Below are 18,451 nucleotides of genomic sequence, written 5' to 3'. Positions count from 1 at the left end.
CGCCGCGGCGGGACCCCTATGCTTTTGTTTGATCTTCCGCCTGTGTGCGGCCCAAGGCGCCGCACAGCACGCTGTACAAGTAGCTTGCGTCCACCGGCTTTGGAATAAACCCGGTCATGCCCGCGGCGGCGGCGGCCTGGGTATCCTCGCGGAACGAGTTGGCCGTCATGGCAATGATGGGCACGGCCGGCGCGTCGGGGCGGGGCAGCGCGCGGATGGCGCGGGCCGCGTCCAGACCGTTCAGTTCGGGCATTTGGATGTCCATCAGCACCGCCCCGTATTCCCCCGGCTCACTGGCGGCGAACAGATCCACCGCTTGCCTGCCGTTTTCGGCGCGGGTCACCAATGCGCCCTTGAGCGCCAGCAGCTCGATGGCGATCTCTGCGTTCAGGTCGTTGTCCTCCGCAAGCAAAAGGCGGGCGCCGCGCAGCAGGTCGGCCGAGGCGGGCGGGGGCGCCTTGCGCGCCTCGGCCAGGGGAAGGGTCAGCGCGAAGTGGAACCTGCTGCCCTTGCCGGGCGCGCTTTCCAGCGCCAGTTCGCCCCCCATCAGCCGCACGATGCTGCGGCTGATGGGCAGCCCCAGCCCGGTGCCCTGGCTGCGGGAAAAGTTACTGCCCAGTTGTTCAAAAGAGCCGAAAATGCGCTCCTGGTCCCCGGGCGCCACGCCCACCCCGTCGTCGGTCACACAAAACAGAAAAGCTGCGCCCTTCACGTCAAAGCCTGTCTCGGTGACCTGCAGCTCCACGTGCCCGCCGGCCGGGGTGAACTTGAAGGCATTCGAGAGCAGATTGGTGAGCACCTGCCGCAGGCGGATGGCGTCGCCGCAGAGCCCATCGTGCTGGATCCGGGTGTCCAGCCGGAAGGCAATACTCCGCCGCTCGGCCTCGCCGTGCATCATGCTTTCCAGATCTTGCAGCAGCTCTCCCAGCGAAAACGGCTCGCTGCCGATCGTAAGCATGCCGCTGTCGATGCGGCTCATATCCAGGATGTCGTTGATCAGCCCCAAAAGATAGTGGGAAGAGGAGCGGATCTTGCCGAGGTTCGCCTGCACGGCTTCGGGCACGCCCTCCATCATGGAGGTCAGATCGGTCAGCCCCACCACCGCGTTCATGGGGGTGCGGATCTCGTGGCTCATGCGGGAGAGAAACTCGCCCTTGGCCTTGCTCTCGGCCTCGGCCTGTTCCAGCTCGGCGCGCATTTCCGCCGCATGGATCCGGTTGCGGGCGATCAGAACCACCACGGCCGCCGTAAGCACCAGCAGCAGCGCGGCCACCCCCACAAACATGACCGGGTCGGAGTACACAAGGTCGGTAAGGGTGACGTTGACCGTGCCGCTGGAGATCAGGTTTTTGTCCAGGATCGCGCTGCGCTGTTCGGCGGAGAGGCTGCTGATCGATTTGTTCAAAATGGTGAGCAGCTCCGCCGGCACAGGGCGGCCCAGCGCGAAATGCAGATTGCTGCGGTCGTTCACCAGGCTCACCGGCACCAGATTCGGGTAATGCCGGGACTGGAGCTCCCGCTCCAGCGAGGCGGCAAGACCATATACAAAGTCGGCTTCCCCCCGGTTCACCGCGGCCAGACCCTCGGACAGGGTGGAATAATACACCACCTCGCCCGCGCTGATCCCGCTGGAAGGCCGGCGGCCTTCCAGCGCTGCGCACACAAGGCCCGGAGAGGGGTAATTTACCGATTTGTTTTTTACCACGATGGAGTTCACGGCGGCATAGGCCCGCGAGAGCGCAAGCCCATTGGTCTCGGCCAGCGCGTCCTCGCCCAAAAAGCTGCCCAGCATGTCCGCCTCGCCGTTCCGTACCAGCTGGATGGCGCCCATATAGGTGTCGGCATAAACATACCGGAACTCCAGGCCGCTGAAAGCAGCCACCTGGTCCAGCATGTCCGGCACCGCGCCGTTGTGCGGTTCGCTGCCGCCCAGGCAGAACAGGGGATGCCAGTGCTCCACCACCGCCACGGTCACGGTGCCCTTGGCGGCCACATAGGCCCGCTCGGCCTCTGTAAGGTTCAAAGTCGCCTTCACCTCGCTGGGAAAGTTGGCGGCGTACCGTTCCTGGGCAAAAGAAGGATCCGAGCTCAGAATGTTTTGCAGGGCCATGTTCAGCCCGTCCAGCGCGTCCTGATCCCCGGGCTGTGCCACGATGTAATGGGGCTGGGCCTCAAAGGTGGCCGCGATCCGGAAGTCTCCCGTTTCCTGCAGGTTGCCCAGCAGCAGGTCCACCTCGCCCCTTTCCAGCTGTGCGTAAAGCGTTCCGGCCGCATCCATATCTTCCTGGGTGTAAAAGCGCAGGGGGCACTCCAGCCCGTTCATGCGCAAAAATTCCTCCAGGCGGCGGATCTTTTCGGAGGCGTTTTTGTACACACCAATGGTCATTCCGTTCAGCTCGCGCGGGTCGTAGCCGTGGACCCGCTCGTCGTCCGCCCGCGCCAGCAGGGTGGCGTAGCTGGATCCGGTGCTGTAATCCGGGTAGGCAAAATACTGCTCGAACCCTGGGGCGTAAAAGGTACCGCCCATCAGATCAAACTCGCCGTCCAAAAAGCGCGACGTGATATCTTCGGCCGAAACGTCCACATATTCGTATTCCCAGCCGGTGTATTTTGCGATCTCGGTGAGATAGTCCAGGATCAGGCCGGTGCGTGTGCCGTCCGGCTGCACCTGCGAAAAGCCGGGGGTGGGGGTCAGGGGGACCCGCATGACCCGCGCCGGCGCTTCGGCGTGCGCGCGCGGGGCGCAGGGCAGCGCAAGGCAAAGCACAGCGGCCATGCCTGCTGCGGCGCAGCAAACGCGGTGAAGAAAGTTCGGTTTCATGTAAAACTCCTTTTGTGCGTACTGCGCCCAGTGCTGTTCCAGCGGCAAAACCATACCACCATTATAATAAAAACGGTGCCGAAGAACAAGCGCCCTTTTGCGGGAAACGGCGCGCGGGGGAAAGGAAGGGGGAACAAACGCCAAAAACAGCAAAGAAAAACGGAAAAAAGGCTACCCGGCCGAGGGGACGGAATGGTATGATAAAATAGAATCGGTTTGACTGCCAAAAGGGGTGAAGCGGCTTGCAAGAACGCGACACGATCCTGATCGTGGATGATATGGAGATCAATCGGGCCATCCTGCGCGGGGTGTTCGAAAAAGACTATAACCTGCTGGAAGCGGCCGGGGGTGACCAGGCGCTGCTGCTGGCAAATCAGTATCGCGCCAGCATCGCCGCGGTGCTGCTGGACCTCGTTATGCCCGGCACAGACGGTTTTTCGGTTCTTGCCCAACTGCGCGGCAAGGGCTTTTTGAACGAGATGCCGGTGGTGGTGATCACGGCCGACTCTTCGCGGGAAAGCGAGATGAGGGCCTTTGATCTGGGGGCGGCAGACCTGGTGGGTAAACCTTTTGCGCCCTATGTGGTGCGGCGGCGGGTGCAGAATCTTTTGGAGCTGTACCGGCACAAAAACCACCAGCAGCAGCTGATCGACCGGCAGGCCGCCCAGCTGCGGGTGGCCAACGAGGCCACGGTGGACGCGCTCTCGTCGATCATCGAATACCGCAGCGCCGAGACCGGCCGCCATGTGCAGCGCATCCGCATGTTCACCCGTGTGCTGCTGGAGGACCTTGCCCGCACCTGCCCGGAGTATGGGCTGGACGAGGCGCGCATCCAGGTGATCTGCAGCGCGGCGGCGATGCACGACATCGGAAAGGTCGCCATTCCCGACGCCATTTTGAACAAACCCGGCCCTCTGACCCCGGCGGAGTACGAACAGATGAAAGCCCACACCATAAAGGGCTGCGAAATGCTGGCGGCGCTTGAAAAAGCCACCGACCGGGATTACCTGCGCTGCGCTTACAATATCTGCCGCTCGCATCACGAGCGCTGGAACGGCGCCGGGTACCCGGACGGGCTTCGGGGCGACGCCATCCCGCTGGAGGCGCAGGCGGTGGGTGTGGCGGACTGCTACGACGCCCTTACCACAGACCGGGTCTATAAGCAGGCCATCCCGCCCGGGGAGGCGTTCCAGATGATCCTGAACGGCGAGTGCGGGCAGTTTTCGCCCCGCCTGCTGGAGAGCTTCAAACAGGTGCGGGGGCAGTTCGCCGCCTTGGCTCTCCGCTATGCAGACGACGCACAGGCCGGCGAGGGGGCGCTGGATCTGGGCGAGGCGGGCGCACTGCCCGCGCCGCCCACACAGGATACGGCGCAGATGGGCCAGTTTAAATATTTTGCGCTGCTGCGCTACCTGGGCGCCACGGTGATGGAGGCGGATCTCGCCACCAGGGCGTACCATGTGGTATATCTGGCCAGCAACGATTTTGAGCCGCTGAAAAACGGCGGTAATTTTGAGGAGGCTCTGCGCGCCTTTGTACAGGCGGCAGTCCACCCGGATGACCAGGGCGCCGCGCTGGAACTTATGGGAGGCCGGATGCAGCGCTTTATCGACGAGGGGGTGCCGCGCGTCACCCGGACCTATCGGGTGCTGGACCGCGCGAGGCATACCTGGGTGCGCCGGCGGTTCACCCTTCTTCGGGTGGACCCGGGCAACCCGCGCCGCCAAAACCTGCTCTTGATCTGGCAGGACCCGGCCGGCCTTCCGTACAGGGCACCGGCGGGGGCGAACGCGCAGGAGCGGGAACAGTGGGCGCTGGCGCGCCTGCTGGGCGGGGTGCAGCAATGCCGCAACGACCGGCAGTTCACCCTGGTGCAGATGAGCCGGGAGCTGCGGGAGCTGCTGGGCTACACCGAGCGGGAACTCAGCGAGCGGTTCCACAATCATTATCTGGAACTGATCTACCCGGCAGATAGGGATGAGGTGGTGCGCGAGACCGCACTTCAATTGGAGCAGGGCGACTTGGTGGAGCTGGAATACAGGGTACAGGCCAAGGACGGCAGGCTTGTGTGGCTGCTGGAAAAGAGCTGGCTGAGCGTGGGAGCGGACGGCGGCGAGACGCTGGTGGGGGCGATGATCGATGTAACCCGCACCCGGCAGGCCGAGGAGGAACTGCGCCGCACGATCGCGCGGCACCGCATCATTCTGGAACAGACCGACGACGTGATCTTTGAGTGGAATATCCCGGCCGACCAGGTGGAGTGGCCGGAAAACTGGGAAGAAAAATTTGGTTACAAGCCCATCAGCGAGGAGTTTGGGCGCCGGGTGACAGGCGCTTCGCATCTTCACCCTGAGGACATGCCAAAGGTGCTGCGACTGATGAAAAAGGTCGCCGCGGGCATGCCCTACGGCGAGTGTGAGCTGCGCCTGGCGGACGCGGCCGGCCGCTACCGCTGGTACCGCGGCCGGGTCACCACCCAGTTCGACGATCTGGGAAATGCGGTGAGGGCCGTGGGGGTGCTGACCGACGTGGACAAGGAGCGGCGCGCCGCCCTGGCGCTGAAGGAACAGGCCGAGCGCGACGGGCTGACCGGGGCCTATAACCGCGGCGCGGGGCGCCGGCGCATCGAACAGCTGTTGGCCCAGCAGGAGGGCGGAGACGGCGCGCTGCTGGTGATGGATATCGACGATTTCAAGCAGATCAACGACCGCTACGGCCACATGTTCGGCGATGGGGTGCTGCAGGGGATCGCGGCCGAGCTGCGCCGCCAATTCCGCGCGGGCGATGTGGTGAGCCGCATCGGCGGCGACGAGTTTTTGGTCTATATGGCGGGGGCCGGCCAGCCGCAGCTGGTGGCGAGCCGGCTGGAAACCTTTTTGGAGGGGGTGCGGGGCATCTCCCGCAGGGACCCCGAAAAGGGCGCACTCTCGTGCAGTGTGGGGGCGGCGCTGTTCCCTGCGCACGGGCAGGACTATGAAACCCTGTTCCGGCGGGCCGACCAGGCGCTGTACGCCACCAAAGCAAACGGAAAGGATTGTTACACCATCTACGACCCGGCTTCCATGAGCGGCGAGAGGCTGGCCGCGGGGACCCGCATCGATTCCGTCCTGCAGGGCATGGAACCGCTTTAAAGGGATGGATTGCCGGCCGTTCGCCGGCCGGAATACCGGCCCTTATAAACAGAGCTGACCGGAAAAGGAGGGGATCGCCATGACCGAAAAAGTGCGGCAGGAGGTGGAGGCGCTGGCGCGCCGCGTTCTCACGAGCTATTTTTGCGATGCGGATGTGGAGCTGCTCATCTCGATCTTTTCGCCCGACATTGTGTGGATGGGCGGCGGCGCGGACCAGCGCGCCGAGGGCGCCGAGGCGGTGGCCGCCGCCTTTCGCGCGGGCAAAAGCGAGCTTGTGCCCGGCGAGATGAGCGACGAACGCTACGTGAGCCGGGAGCTTGCGCCGGGGTGCTATTTGTGCCAGAGCGAAAGCACCGTGCATATAAAGCGGGAGGACAAGGTGTTTTTCCGGGTCCACCAGCGCTGTACCTTTGTGTTCCGCCGGGAACAGGGCGAGCTGAAAGCGGCGCATATCCACAATTCCATCGACTATTCCCAACTGCAGCAGGGCGAATTGTACCCGGTGCAGGCCATGGAAGAGGCGTATCAGAACCTTCAGGCCGCTCTGGCGCAGCAGGATATCAAAATCGAGCAGGCCACACAGGAGCTGCAGCGGCAGGCCCGCTTTTTGGAGCAGCTGTACAATTCGCTGCCCTGCGGCGTGGTGCAGTTTGAGCCGGAAGGGGAGCTGCGGCTGGTGAATATCAACCGCACCGGCTGGCAGCTGTATGGCTACGCCAGCGAAGCCGAGTACCGCGCGTAGGTGCTCAGCCCCATGCAGCTGGTGGAATGCTGCGAAAAAGACGGCGTGGCGCGCCGCATCCATGCGCTGCGCCAGGGCGGCGGCACCCTTGCCTATGCCCGCCCCGCCCACAAGCGGGACGGTTCGCCCATCTGGCTCAGCGTGGTGATGGAACGGCTGGTGAACGCCGACGGCCAGGATGTGGTGCAGGCGATCTATACGGACACCACGGAGCTGCATGACCTGCAGTTGGCGCAGGAACGGGAACGGCTGATCGAAAACCGGGCACTGCGCGCCGCGATCTGTACCGCATACCCCATGATCATGACGCTGGATTTGACCGGCGATTCCTATAACTGCTTTTTGGAGGAACAGGAGTGCTTTTTGGAGCAGCGCACAGGCAGCTTTGACGAGCTGGTCCAAAAGACCCTTCCCAAGGTCTGCCCCACCTGCAGGGAGGAATTTGCCGACAAATTTTCCCGGGGGAAGCTGCTGCAGCGCTTTGCCGCGGGCGAACAGGAGGTGTACTTTGAAATACAGCAAAAGGGGGTGGACGACCAATACCACTGGCTCTCGGTGCAGATCATTCATGTGGAGGACCCGGTGAGCGACCATGTGCTGGCCATCGGGCTGGTAAAGCTGCTGGACGCGCAGCGCGCCGAAAAGGCCAGGCAGGAGCAGCTTCTGCGGGATGCGCTCGCCGCCGCAAACGCCGCAAACAGGGCAAAAAGCGACTTCCTCTCCCGCATGAGCCACGACATCCGCACCCCGCTGAATGCCATCCTTGGCATGAGCGCGCTGGGCCAGCTGAATGTGGCCGACGCGGCGCGGGTGAGCGACTGCTTTGGCAAGATCGACACGGCAGGGCGCTTTTTATTGGGCCTGATCAGCGATATTTTGGATATGAGCAAGATCGAGAGCGGCAAGCTGACACCGGTGCGCGAGCCGTTTGAGTTTGAACCGTTTTTCAGCGAGCTGCTCTCGATCATCACGCCGCAGGCGCGCCAGCAGGGGCTGGATTTTTCTGTGCGCCGCACCGGCACGCTGCAGGGGCGCTATGTGGGGGACGCGCTGCGCCTGAAACAGGTGCTGCTGAACCTGCTGTCCAACGCGCTGAAATTCACGCCGGGGGGCGGCCGGGTGGTGCTGGAGGTGGGTGAGCAGCGGCGCGCCGGGAATCTGGCATATCTGCGCTTTGCGGTGGACGATACCGGGGTGGGGATGTCGCCCGAATTCAAGCAAAAGCTGTTCCTGCCGTTTGAGCAGGAAAGGCCGGACGGTGCGCGCAACAATGTGGGCAGCGGGCTGGGGCTTTCCATCGTGTACAATTTGGTGCAGCTTATGGGCGGCACGCTGGAGGTGGAGAGCGAAAAGGGCATGGGCAGCTGCTTTGTCTTTACTCTGCCGCTGGGGGTGGAAGCGGCCGCCGCCCCGCCGCCGGCCACCGCCCCGTTGCCGGCCGCCCGGCCCGCCGCGGGGCAGGAGCTCAGCGGCAAGCGGGTGCTGGTGGCCGAGGACAACGCCCTGAACCGGGAGATCGCCCAGGCGCTGTTGGAAGCGCATGGCCTGCGGGTGGACGTGGCGGAAAATGGGCGCCAGGCCGCGGATATGGTGCAGGCGGCGGAGCCGGGCCGGTATCTTGCGGTTCTGATGGACATCCGCATGCCCGAGATGGACGGCCTGGAGGCCACGCGGGCCATCCGTGCGCTCGGGGGCCCCGCAGGGCAGGTGCCCATCGTGGCAATGACCGCAAATGCCTTCCGGGAGGACAGGATCCTGGCCTATCAGGCGGGCATGACCGGCTATCTTGTAAAACCGCTGGATATTGCCGGGGTGTTGAGTGAGCTGCACCGGTACCTTTAAAAAAGGGCCGCAGCAGCGGCCCTTTTTTGCATCGGAGAAAAGCAGCGTGGAAGTTTATGCAAAAATTTGTATAAACTTGCACTGCCATTTTTTGCAGGGATATGGTATGATAGGAACCAAAGCGGCAGGCCGGCAAGGCGTTTGGGCCGCAGGAGGCTTTTTTATGAAACAGTTCCATTTTAAATACGGTGAGGGCGGGGTGGACCTGGCCCTGCCTGAAACCGACAGGCTGCAGGTGCTCACCGGCCACGCCGAGGAGCCGATCCGGGAGATGGCGGCGGCGGTCTATGCTGCGCTGGATGCCCCCATAGGGCAGGCGCCCCTGCGCAGCTGGCTTGCCCCGGGCGATAAGGTGACCCTGATCGTGAGCGATATGAGCCGCTTTTGGATGCGGCAGGATCTGGTGATTCCCCATTTGGTACGCTATATCACCGGGGAGTGCGGGGTGCAGGAAAAGAACCTGGCCATCCTCGTGGCGAACGGCACCCACATCGGCGGCAGCGAGGCCGAGCTGCGCACCCTGGTCACGGACGGGGTCTACGAACAAATTCAGGTGGTCAACCATGATTGCCTGGCCCCGGACCTTGTGAACATCGGCACCACCAGCCGGGGCACCAGGGTGGAGGTACACCCCCTGGCGGTGGGCCGCAAGGTGGTGGCCCTGGGCGCCTGCGCCCACCATGTGATGGCAGGCTTTGGCGGCGGGCGCAAAAGCATTTTGCCGGGCGTCGCCTCGCTGCACACCATTCAGCAAAACCACCTTCTCTCGCTGGACCCGCTGGCCCCCCGCTCGAACCCGGCCATCGGCAACGCGGTGCTGGCGGGCAACCCCCTGCACGAGGATATGTGCGAGGCCGCCGCCATGGTGGAGCAGCTGTATACCGTGAACCTGGTCATGAACGCCGACATGCACCTGGCGCGCATCTATGCGGGCCACTGGATGGACGCCTGGCTGGCAGGCTGCCGCGCAGCCGACGAGATGTACCGGGTACCCATTGCCGAAAAGGCGGACGTGATCGTGGCGAGCTGCGGTGGCTACCCCAAGGATATGTCGCTCTACCAGGGTACCAAAACCATCGACAATGTGGAGAGCGGCCTGAAACCCGGGGGCACCCTGGTGCTGGTGGCCGAATGCCGCGAGGGCGGGGGACCTGCGGAATATTTTGACTGGTGCAAACCGCTGCGGGAGGGCAGGCTGGATCCGGCTTTGCGGGAGAACTTTACCATCCCCGGCTACATTTTTTACCTGAACTGCGAGCAGGCGCGGCGTTATAATATTGTAATGCTCACCGGCGTGGATCCCGCGCTGGTGGCGCCCATGGGAATCCGGGCGTTCCGCGACCCTGCGGCCCTGCTGGCCGAGCTGGATCTTGCGGACAAGCTGATTTATGTGATCCCCAACGGGTCCACCGTGATTCCGCGGGTGCAGAAGGAGGGCGAAAAGGCATGAGAGATTTTGTTGCAAAGCGGTTTGCGGCGGCCGGCCCCAGTGTGATGGCCAGCGCCGCCGCCGAAAAAAACAACTACCCGGACATGATCGACCTTTCCATCGGCGACACGGATTTTACCACGGATGAGCGGATCATCAGGGCCGCCATGGCGGATGCAAAGGCCGGCCATACCCACTATACCGACCCCCAGGGCGACCCGGAGCTGATCGGGGCGATCCGGCAGTTCTATGCCGCTGAATATCACATGCCATTGGAAAAAGAGCAGGTGTTCGTTACGGCTTCCAGCTGTTTTGGTATGGCCCTGGCACTTCTGACCCTGCTTGACCCGGGCGACGAGGTGATTCTTTTCTCGCCCTATTTTTCCCCCTATAAAGAACAGGTGGAGCTTGCCGGGGGAACAGCGGTGGAGGTGCCCACCTTTGAGGCCGACGGCTTTGGAATCGACCCCGCGCGGCTGGAGGCGGCCATCACCCCGCGCACCAAAGCCCTGATCCTGAACAACCCCTGCAACCCCACGGGCGCGGCCTGCGATATGGATACCTACAAGGCCATCGCGGCCGCGGCCAAGATGCACGATCTGGTGGTTTTGGCCGACGAAATTTATACGGACTACATGTATGAAACCGGCTTTTTGCCCCTGCGGGCGCTGCCGGGCATGGCAAAGCGCACGGTCACCCTGAACAGCTTTTCAAAAAATTATCTGATGACCGGCTGGCGCATTGGGCATATCATCGCCGAGCCGCCCATTGTGGCTGCCATGAAGCGGGTGAACGAAAACCTGGTGTACTCGGCGCCCTCGGTGTCGCAGCGGGCGGCACTGCATGCGCTGCGGCTGCGCAGCGAAATTGGCGACCAGTACACCGCGGCCTATAAAGAGCGGGTGTTTTACGCAGCGCAGCGCATCAACGCCATGCCGGCGTTTTCGGTGCGCCCGCCCCAGGGTACCTTTTATTTATTCATGAATATACAAAAGACCGGCATGGACTCCATCGCGTTCTGCCAGCGGCTGGTGCGCGAAGCGCATGTGGCCATGGTGCCCGGCGTGGCCTTTGGCGCGGCGGGGGAAGGATATGTGCGGATCGCCTGCACCACGGGGCTGGACCGGCTAAAAGAGGCGTTCGACCGCATCGAAGCCCTGGCATTCTGACAATGTGCGCGCGCCCCGGAGCCGAAGATTTTAGTCAAAACGTAAAGAATTGCATTTTTTATGAATAAATTTTCAAAAACACTTGCAAATATGCATCAATGATGTATAATCATACACACAGGAGGCGCACAGAGAGGCGCTTCACCAATGGAGGGATTTACATCATGAAAAAGTTTCTTGCAGCAATGATGAGCGCCGTTTTGGCACTGAGCCTGGCCGCCTGCGGCGGCGCCCCCAGCAGCACCCCGGCTTCCGCCCCCGCAAGCCAGCCGGCGTCTGCGCCCGCGTCCCAGGCGGCTTCGGCCCCCGATTCCACCGCGGCGGTGGACTACTCGGCCTACACCGGCGCCACCATCGACGCCATCAAGGCCAAGGGCAAGCTGGTGCTGGGCACCGAGGCCCAATACGCGCCCTTTGAATTTCTGGATGCCAACGCCGAGTTTGCCGGCTGCGATATCTGGCTGGCCCAGCAGATTGCCGCCGCCCTGGGCGTGCAGCTGGAAGTAATGGATATGGCGTTCGACGGCATTATCCCCGCGGTCAAGAGCAACCAGGTGGACCTGGGCATCGCCGCGTTTACCGTGGACGAGGAGCGCGCCAAGGAGATCGACTTTTCTGAGGTGTACCAGAAGGACCAGCAGCTGCTGATCGTGCAGAAGGGCAACGAGGATGTGTACACCAGCAAGGAAGCCCTGAAGGGCAAAACCCTGGGCGCCCAGCGCGGCACCGTGCAGAGCAAGCTGATCGAGAGCGCCCTGCCCGACTGCACCCTGTTTGAGCTGGATAAATGGCCCGCCCTGGCCCTGGAAGTTGCGGGCGGCAAGATCGACGGCCTGGTGGTGGACGGCGCCGTGGGCGAGGGCCTGGTAGCCAACAACGAGGGCATTGTGGTGGCCAACTTTGAGTTCAGCAAGGAAGAGGCCAACTTTGGCAAGGCCGCTGTGCTGAAGCAGGGAACCGACGACCTGAAAGAGCTGGTGAACGCGGTGATCACCCAGGTGGTGGCGGACGGCTCCTTTGAAGCGGCTTACGAAGAGGCTGTGGCGCAGGCCAAAACCCTGGGCATCTGACCCAGTCCCCCTTTTTCGGCAGCCCTTTGGGGCAGCAACAGAATTGACCGGCCATCCCTGTGCCGCCTGCCGGCGCAGGGATGCGCTGTGCTTTTAAGCCGAACGAATGTGAGTGAGGAACGCTATGAACTTTTTCGAGGGCTTTATTTACTTTTTCACCCGTATGGGCAAAATCTTTACAAAATACAACGGCTTTTTCGGCGAGGGGGTGCGCAACACCCTGATCATCGCCTTTTTCACCGTGCTGTTCGGCGCGCTGCTGGGCACCCTGCTGGCGGTCATGAAGATGGGGCGCTTCAAACCCACCCGGTGGTTCGCCAACGCCTACATCGAGTTCATCCGCGGCACCCCGCTCATGATCCAGCTCATGTTCCTTTTCTACGGTTTGCCCATGCTGGGCATCTCGTTCCCGGAGGTGAGCTTCATCCCCAACTTCGACCGGTTTGCGGCGGGCGTGTTTGCCATGAGCATCAACTCGGCGGCCTATGTGGCCGAGATCGTGCGCAGCGGCATCCAGGCGGTGGACTACGGCCAGACCGAGGCCGCCCGCAGCCTGGGCTTCCGGCAGGGGCAGGCCATGCAGATGGTGGTGCTGCCCCAGGCCATCAAAAATATCCTGCCCGCCCTGGGCAACGAGTTCGTCACGGTCATCAAGGAATCGAGCATTGTGTCCATTATAGGCATCGCGGACCTGATGTACCGCACCAACGGGGTCATGGCCATCACCTACATACAGCTTGAACCGCTGGCCATTGCCGCAATCATCTATTTTGCGATGACCTTTACCACCTCGCGCCTGATCGCCTTTGCCGAGAGGAGGATGTCCAATGCCAGCAAATGAACTGATCACCGTACAGGAGCTTGTAAAGAACTTTGGCAAGACCAAGGTGCTGCAGAACATCAACGTGACCATCTCCAAGGGGGAGGTGGTGGCGGTGATCGGCCCCTCGGGCAGCGGAAAATCCACCTTTTTGCGCTGCTTGAACCTGCTGGAGCAGCCCACCGGCGGGCATATCTTTTTTGAAGGGGTGGATATCTGCGACAAAAAAACAGACATCAACCTGCACCGCCAGAAGATCGGCATGGTGTTCCAGCAGTTCAACCTGTTCAACAATATGACCGTGCTGCGCAATATCACGGCGGCCCCCATCAAGGTCAAAGGGCTCTCGAAACAGGCGGCCGAGGCCCAGGCCATGCAGCTGCTGGAGCGGGTGGGCCTGGCCGATAAGGCCGGCAGCTACCCGGGCGAATTGTCCGGCGGGCAAAAGCAGCGGGTGGCCATTGTGCGGGCGCTGGCCATGGAGCCGGACGTGATGCTGTTCGACGAACCCACCAGCGCATTGGACCCCGAGATGGTGGGTGAGGTGCTGGCCGTGATGAAGGACCTTGCCGACAGCGGCATGACCATGGTGGTGGTGACCCACGAGATGAGCTTTGCGCGCGAGGTGAGCGGCCGGGTGCTGTTTGTGGATGAGGGGCAGATCAAGGAGGACCGCCCCTCGCACGAGATCTTTGAGGACCCACACGATGTGCGCCTGAAAGACTTTTTATCCAAGGTGTTGAACCTGTGAGTTTAAATTGAGATGCAAAATAAGGAAGGGCCGCCCATCGGGCGGCCCTTCCTTGGGATAAAAAGCGGAAAGAAACAGAGGGGCAGTTCAATGGGCCTCCCCGGTGGGCAGAATGCGCTGCACACGGCCCACCTGCCCGTCTTCCAGCATCACCTTAATGCCGTGGGGATGGGTGGGGCTTTTGGTGAGCAGCCGGGCCACGACCCCCCGGGTCAGCCTGCCGGTGCGCTGATCCGCTTTTAATACAATGTCCACCGTCATACCGGGTTTCAGGTTCGCACGGTTGTGTCCGTCCATAAAAATGCCTCCTGTGTAAAACTGCCTTTTGGGCTGCCGCGGGGAAGATCTGGTGTGCAGCGCCCCTGAAAAAGAGGACTGCGGGCAGGCGTTTATTCCCCGGGCAAAAGGCAAAGCTGGTCGCCGCCGCGGCTTTTGGCCTGATACAGGGCTTCGTCGGCCTTTTCCCACACGGCACGATAGGTGGAGCCGTGCTGCGGAAAGCGGGCCGCCCCCATGCTCACCGTAATCGGCTGGGGAAAGCAGGCGGCACGCTGGCTTTCCTGCCAGTCCTGCTGAAAAGCGCACACTGCAGCAGCCAAAGCGTGGTGGTTCACCTCGCCCGGCAGGTATACCACAAATTCGTCGCCGCCAATGCGCCCCAGGGCGGCGGTGGGAAAGCAGGACTTAAGGCTTTGGGCCAGAGCGATCAGAACCTTATCCCCAAAGGGGTGGCCGTAGTTGTCGTTCAGGCTTTTGAACTTGTCCACGTCCAGCGTGAGCAGCAGCCCGGCGGGCTGATCGGCCATGTAGCGGTTTATGGTTTCGGTGAGATACAGCCGGTTCAGCAGCCCGGTCATGGTGTCGTGCCGCAGATTATAAATGACCTGCTGGCTGTTTTGCTCCACCATCCGGTGGGGGAAGAATTCATCCTGTGCCTGGTTGGGGTCGGGTACGGATTGGTGCACATGAAGGACCTTCCAGCTCCCTTCACAGCGCCTCAGGAGCAGGGTGAAGCGGAAACGCACGTCATAGAGGATGCCATCGGCCGAATCCTCCTTTGCCATCAGTTCGCCCATTACAAGGTAAATGTCGTCGGCCACGCAGGCAGTCTGGTACCAATGGTCCTTGATCGTAAACACACCGTTCCACTCGGCGCTCTCGCGCTCCATGGAAACGCTGAACTCCTGCAGATTGCGGCTGATCTCGTGGGCGCCGGTGCCGATCACGCTGATCCCGGGGTCCACCACATCGCCCAAAATATCGTATCGCCGTTCCACAAGATAGCTGCGCCACAAAAAGCGGCAAAAATCTTCGGCACTTTTGGCAAGGTCTATGAGAAGCCCACCTTTCCAACAGAGTTTTAAAAGGGAAAACAAGAGATGCACACAGGGTGCGCAGAACATGATTTCGAGCGCGTAAAGACCGCAAACAGCAAACCGCAAACTTCTGCCGCCTTTATTATAACGTCTTTTTGCGCTTTAGAAGTGTAAGCTTTGAAAAAAATAAATAGACAGGGAAGTTTCAGCGCACACAAACAGCGGGTGCCCTTACGGCGCAGGGCGAGAAGCGCGGGGGTTCCTTTTGGCGCTGTGGGGGGCGGTAAGGGCGTGGCTTTCCTCGATCAGGCGGCAGAGCGTTTTTCTGGGGATGCTGCCATCCAGCACAATGCTGACCCAGTGCTGTTTGTTCATGTGATAGGCGGGAAGCACCGCGGCATAAGTGCTGCGCCAAAAATCGACCCACTGCGGCTCGGCTTTTACGTTGATCCAAATATGCCCCTGGCGCTCAAAAATAAGGGCAAAGGTCTTTTGGTTGGCCCTGTGGCGCATCACGGCCCAGTTTGGGTCGTGAAAGGGGTAATCTTCATATGCGCCCTCCAATGAGGAGCAAAAAGCCAGCGCCCAGGCCCGGGCGGCCATGAGCGCATCCGGCTGCCGGCTCATCGGCGCCGGGCCGCGGCAAAACCGAAGCCGGTGCCGCATGCCCCGCCCACAATGTGCATGAAATTGGCCACATTGTCGCGCACGAATAAAATGTCGTAGACCTGCTGGCCCAGGTAGAGTGCGGCGACAAGCAGCAGGGTGAGAGGGATCTGCCCGCCGCGCATGCCGGAAAGGCTGGCCAGCATGACGAGCATGAACACAATGCCGGAAGCACCCAGCAGCGCGGCGCCCGGAAAGAACACGCATTGCAGGATGCCGGAAAGCACGGCGGTAATGCCAATGCCGGCCAGCAGCGCACGGCTGCCGTACTTTTCTTCCAGCGGCGGGCCGACCACCAGCAAGAGCAGCATGTTGCCCAAAAAGTGCTGCCACCCGGCATGCCCCAAAATGTGCCCCACAAGCCGGAAATAGAACAGAGGGTCCGCCAGCGACGAGCGGTAGACGCTGAACAGATGAAGGGTGGTCCAGCCGCCGGTGGCAAAGCCCAGCAGCAGCGCCGCCAGGGAGGCGAAGAAAAAGGTCAGGATAACAGGTGAGTTGTATTGCAGTTTTTTCATAAAAGATCTCTCCGGTTCGTACAATTTCAAAAAAGTGCACCACGGCCGGGGCGCGCGGGGATTGGGCCCGGTTTTAGTATATTCTTTGGGCTGCGGGCCGTCAAGGAGAATACCGAAAAGGCTTGGGCGGGGTCATAAAAGAAAAGGGCGTCTTGTTGCAACAACAAGACGCCCTTTTGGTGCGCCCGACTGGATTCGAACCAGCGGCCTTCCGGGTCGGAGCCGAACGCTCTATCCAACTGAGCTACGGACGCACATGATATCTGCACCCTTTGGGTGCAACGGTTATTTTACCACATTCCCGGGCGGGCGGCAAGCCCTTTTTCAAAAAACGAGCCAAAACTCCCGGGATCAGCCCTATATATGTAAGGCTGCCCCCGGGAATTTGGCCTTGGCGGCGTGGGTTTATACTCGGCCGCGGCGCAGGGCGGCATACACCGCGGGGCCCAAAAGGCCCGACACGGCAAAGCCGACGGCAGCCTCCACCAGGCCCTGCACGCCCACAAACAGCACCATAAAGGTCAGGGGATTCGCGGCGCCCAGGCTGGTCACAAACCCCTGTATGAACGCGGTGTGATAGAAAAACAAGACCAGGGCTCCGGTGAACAGCAGCGTGTTCAACACGGGCCCCGCAAGCGCGGCGGCCCCAAAAGCATATCCCGGGGCCGGTCGCGGCGCTGGGTTTGGTTCAAGGGCTTGCGTGGCGCGCCGGCGCGTCAGAATCCGGAATAAAAGCCCGGCCAGCCACCCGGCCAGAATGCGGGTGGGCACACAGGTGAGAAAGGTGAACAGCGGGTTCACCGCCAGCAGGGTCGCCCCAAAGGCGCTGGAACCAAAGCAGGTACCGAAACTGGTCAGGCCGAATGCGCCGCCCAAAACAGCGCCGGCGGCAGGCCCCAGCAGCATGGCACCCAGGGTGACGGGGATCATTAAAAAGCTGATCTCCAACCCCGGCAGCACCCGCAGATAGCCCAAAGGCGTGTAGGCAAGGATCAGTTCTAATGCAAGCAGCACCGAGAGTTGGGTGAGATAGCGAAGGTTTTTGCGGTTTTTCATAGCAATTCTCCTTTACTGCTGTTCCGCCTTACAGCGCGGATACAGCGCAACCTGAATTTATGTACACGGCTTTATATACATTATATAGGCCGGAACACCACAAAAAGTTTATTTTTGATTTTTGAGCCAGATGGCATGCAAGCCGTCCAGAATGAGGCTGCCAATATATTCCATGCTGGTGCGGCAGGCGCGGCGAACAGGTGGGGGCAGGCTGCCGGTAGCGACCACCCGCGCGTTGCCGCCCAGCTCCCGCTGGAACTGCTCCAACAGCCCGTCCAGCATGGCGGCAGTGCCTAAAATACTGCCTGCCCGCAGGCAGGCGGCGGTGTTGGTGCTCAAAACCGACGGTTCCCCGCTGACGGCCTGCACGTCCACCTGGGGCAGCTGCGCAGTGCCCCGCACCAGGGAACGCAGGGCGGCCTCCGGGCCGGGCAGAATCACGCCGCCCACAAGCTGGCCGGCGGCGTTCACCGCCATCACGGACAGGGCGGTATCGGCGCATACCAGCACAACAGGGGGCGGCCCCAACCGCAGCGCGCCCACTGCAGCGCACAGAAGTTCTGCGCCCAGTTCGGCCGGATCGTCGATGCGGATTGCAAGGCCGCTTTTCAGGCCGGGGCCCACCGTGAGCACCCGCAGCGCGCCCAACCCGCGCAGGGCGGCCAGCATTTGGCCGGTAACGGCAGGCACGACCGAGCCCAGGATCGCCCCCTGGATTACAGCGCTGTCCAGGCCGCGCATGGCCAGCAGGCTGCGCAGCTGCAGGGCATATTCGTCCGCCGTGCGGGGCGGCTCAGAAGACAGCTTGGCCGAAAAAGCCTGCGCGCCATTTTCGTAGCCGCCGATACAGATATGAGTGTTGCCGATATTTACAGCCAAAACCATGCCGACGCCCTCCGTTCAGAATGGAATACCTTAATTATAATACCACAGGAAAACAAGTTGCAAGAGGGCCGTCGAAAGCATAAGAAAAGTTCCGGTGAAAAAATTGCAAAAAACCGCTTGACAAAGGGAAGATGGCGAGATATAATAAACAAGCTGCCCCGGAGCGGGGCATGCGGCAGGACCTTGAAAACTGAACAATATCGAAGCTTGAAAGGAACCCTTTTTGGAGCTGATG

The 18,451-nt window shown here is 61.7% G+C and carries 16 protein-coding genes and 1 tRNA gene; 8 read left to right on the top strand and 9 right to left on the bottom strand.

Annotated elements, in window-relative coordinates; all coding sequences use genetic code 11:
* Positions 1-16 precede the first annotated feature (16 nt).
* On the bottom strand, positions 17-2,821 hold the full coding sequence (locus ACMLHZ_RS05450) for an ATP-binding protein (RefSeq protein ID WP_418666766.1): 2,805 nt from the start codon (positions 2,819-2,821) through the stop codon (positions 17-19).
* A 242-nt stretch (positions 2,822-3,063) separates the two neighbouring features.
* Here ACMLHZ_RS05450 and ACMLHZ_RS05445 point away from each other — a divergent pair, with 242 nt between their 5' ends.
* The 8 genes from ACMLHZ_RS05445 to ACMLHZ_RS05410 all read left to right on the top strand — a co-directional run bounded on the left by ACMLHZ_RS05445 (position 3,064) and on the right by ACMLHZ_RS05410 (position 13,775).
* The gene (locus tag ACMLHZ_RS05445) at positions 3,064-5,952 is read left to right on the top strand and encodes a diguanylate cyclase domain-containing protein (protein ID WP_418666765.1); all 2,889 of its coding nucleotides are present in this window, start codon (positions 3,064-3,066) and stop codon (positions 5,950-5,952) included.
* A gap of 79 nt (positions 5,953-6,031) precedes the next feature.
* Positions 6,032-6,694, top strand: coding sequence for a nuclear transport factor 2 family protein (locus tag ACMLHZ_RS05440; protein ID WP_418666764.1), 663 nt, complete (start codon positions 6,032-6,034; stop codon positions 6,692-6,694).
* A gap of 12 nt (positions 6,695-6,706) precedes the next feature.
* Complete coding sequence (locus ACMLHZ_RS05435; protein ID WP_418666763.1) at positions 6,707-8,536, top strand: ATP-binding protein; 1,830 nt, start codon at positions 6,707-6,709, stop codon at positions 8,534-8,536.
* 163 nt (positions 8,537-8,699) lie between these two features.
* A complete protein-coding gene (gene larA / locus ACMLHZ_RS05430) occupies positions 8,700-9,986 on the top strand; it encodes a nickel-dependent lactate racemase (protein WP_418666762.1) in 1,287 nt (428 codons plus the stop codon).
* Positions 9,983-11,134: an aminotransferase class I/II-fold pyridoxal phosphate-dependent enzyme gene (locus tag ACMLHZ_RS05425; protein ID WP_418666761.1), complete on the top strand. Its 1,152-nt coding sequence runs from the start codon at positions 9,983-9,985 to the stop codon at positions 11,132-11,134. Before larA ends, ACMLHZ_RS05425 begins: the two co-directional genes overlap by 4 nt.
* Before the next feature lie 164 nt (positions 11,135-11,298).
* Entirely contained in the window at positions 11,299-12,204 is a 906-nt protein-coding gene (locus ACMLHZ_RS05420; RefSeq protein WP_418666760.1) for a transporter substrate-binding domain-containing protein, read from the top strand.
* 124 nt (positions 12,205-12,328) lie between these two features.
* Entirely contained in the window at positions 12,329-13,045 is a 717-nt protein-coding gene (locus tag ACMLHZ_RS05415) for an amino acid ABC transporter permease (protein ID WP_418666759.1), read from the top strand.
* A gap of 1 nt (position 13,046) precedes the next feature.
* The gene (locus ACMLHZ_RS05410; RefSeq protein WP_418666882.1) at positions 13,047-13,775 is read left to right on the top strand and encodes an amino acid ABC transporter ATP-binding protein; all 729 of its coding nucleotides are present in this window, start codon (positions 13,047-13,049) and stop codon (positions 13,773-13,775) included.
* An 87-nt stretch (positions 13,776-13,862) separates the two neighbouring features.
* Here ACMLHZ_RS05410 and ACMLHZ_RS05405 read toward each other — a convergent pair whose 3' ends face one another.
* The 8 genes from ACMLHZ_RS05405 to ACMLHZ_RS05370 all read right to left on the bottom strand — a co-directional run.
* A complete protein-coding gene (locus ACMLHZ_RS05405; RefSeq protein WP_418455094.1) occupies positions 13,863-14,072 on the bottom strand; it encodes a YwbE family protein in 210 nt (69 codons plus the stop codon).
* A gap of 92 nt (positions 14,073-14,164) precedes the next feature.
* Positions 14,165-15,052, bottom strand: coding sequence for a diguanylate cyclase domain-containing protein (locus tag ACMLHZ_RS05400; protein ID WP_418666758.1), 888 nt, complete (start codon positions 15,050-15,052; stop codon positions 14,165-14,167).
* 270 nt (positions 15,053-15,322) lie between these two features.
* Positions 15,323-15,718: an MmcQ/YjbR family DNA-binding protein gene (locus ACMLHZ_RS05395; protein WP_418666757.1), complete on the bottom strand. Its 396-nt coding sequence runs from the start codon at positions 15,716-15,718 to the stop codon at positions 15,323-15,325.
* Positions 15,715-16,275 carry a rhomboid family intramembrane serine protease gene (locus ACMLHZ_RS05390; RefSeq protein ID WP_418666756.1) on the bottom strand — a complete coding sequence of 187 codons (561 nt, stop codon included), beginning with the start codon at positions 16,273-16,275 and terminating at the stop codon, positions 15,715-15,717. Before ACMLHZ_RS05390 ends, ACMLHZ_RS05395 begins: the two co-directional genes overlap by 4 nt.
* Positions 16,276-16,452: 177 nt before the next feature.
* A tRNA-Arg gene (locus tag ACMLHZ_RS05385) sits at positions 16,453-16,529 on the bottom strand.
* Positions 16,530-16,680: 151 nt separating this feature from the next.
* Entirely contained in the window at positions 16,681-17,331 is a 651-nt protein-coding gene (locus ACMLHZ_RS05380; protein ID WP_418666755.1) for an ECF transporter S component, read from the bottom strand.
* A gap of 108 nt (positions 17,332-17,439) precedes the next feature.
* Positions 17,440-18,216, bottom strand: coding sequence for a type III pantothenate kinase (locus tag ACMLHZ_RS05375; RefSeq protein WP_418666754.1), 777 nt, complete (start codon positions 18,214-18,216; stop codon positions 17,440-17,442).
* Positions 18,217-18,250: 34 nt separating this feature from the next.
* A partial coding sequence (locus ACMLHZ_RS05370; protein WP_418666753.1) for a hypothetical protein occupies positions 18,251-18,451 on the bottom strand: 201 nt, incomplete at its 5' end.

Origin of the sequence: Allofournierella sp. (genome assembly GCF_048388525.1) — a bacterium.
Taxonomy (GTDB): Bacteria; Bacillota; Clostridia; order Oscillospirales; family Ruminococcaceae; genus BQOK01.
Note: the sequence above shows the minus strand (reverse complement) of the source record. Positions and strands in the feature narration are given on the sequence as shown.